Source organism: Neisseria sp. SLRRB23, from assembly GCF_050896295.1.
In the GTDB taxonomy this organism is placed as follows: domain Bacteria; phylum Pseudomonadota; class Gammaproteobacteria; order Burkholderiales; family Neisseriaceae; genus Neisseria.
Genome location: NZ_JBPBFH010000074.1, coordinates 1 through 1,133, shown reverse-complemented (window position 1 = coordinate 1,133; position 1,133 = coordinate 1). Strand labels below are relative to the sequence as shown.

The following is a 1,133-nucleotide window of genomic DNA, read 5'->3' as shown; positions in this document are numbered from 1 at the left end:
AAAGCAAAGCCAGCGGCCACAGCCGCAGCGTCGGCAGCCAGAGCGACCTCTTTGCCGGCGAAGGCGGCTACCACATCACAGCCGACAGCGTCCGGCTCAAAGGCGGTGCCATCGCTTCTGCCGCAGACAAAGACCACAACGAACTCACCGCCCGCAGTTTCAGCTTTGAAGACATCCGCAACGAAAGCAGCTACAGCGCCAGCAGCATGGGTATCGGTGCCGGTTATGGCGGCAGCCTGAAAGGAAGCGACAGCTTCAATCAAAGCGCCTTCGGCCGTGCGTCCCAAACCGCCGGCCAGAACATGAATAAAGGCTTCAACTACAGCCCCACCCTGCCACAACATGAAAGCGGCGGCAGCCAAGGCTATACCCGCTCGGTACTCAGCGAAGGCAACATCACCATCGGCGGCAAAAAAACCAGTGCCCGCGCCCTCGGCATCCATACCGATTCGGCCACTGCCCATCACGGTGCCGACAGCGTTCCCGATCTGCAAAACCTACTCGACAAACAGCAAACCGTCGCCCAATCGACTGCCGCCATCCACAGTGCCGTCGGCACCTATAGGGGCAACCGTGCCAAAGCGGCAGCCGAAGAGCTGGAAAAACAACAGGCCGCTTACGAAGGCCGTCTGAAAGAACAAAACGACGGCAGTTATGAGCAATATGCCGGTAAAAGCGACAGCGAACGGCTGGCCATGAGGCTGGGGAACGCGAAGTATGCCCAAGCTTACCAAGAAGCCCGAAGCTGGGGCGTAGGCGGCAGCAAAAGCCGTGCGCTTAGCGCCGCCGAAACCCTGATTACCGGCGCATTGGGCGGCCAGGGGGATCTGCAGCTGGCGGCCAATACGTTGGCGCCGTATGCTGCAGCCGCCATCGGCAAGCGCTTCGGCCACGTTGAAAACAAAAACGAAGCCGCGCAAGCAATCGGCCACTTTATGCTCGGTGCCGCCTTGGCCTACGCCAACGGCGCCGACCCGCTTGCCGGCGGCAGCGCCGCCGTTGCCGCCGAACGTGCGGCCGGGTATCTGGCCGGACAATACGACGACGGCCATACCGCGATTGACCCGACAACGGGGAAATTCAATCCCAACCTGTTACCCGAGCCCATCAAAGAAGAGATCAAAGCGCAGACC

At 61.0% G+C, this 1,133-nt stretch carries 1 pseudogene; it reads left to right on the top strand.

The annotated features are described in order from the left end of the window. Positions 1-1,133, top strand: a pseudogene (locus ACRPFF_RS11080) (hemagglutinin repeat-containing protein); the annotation flags it as partial.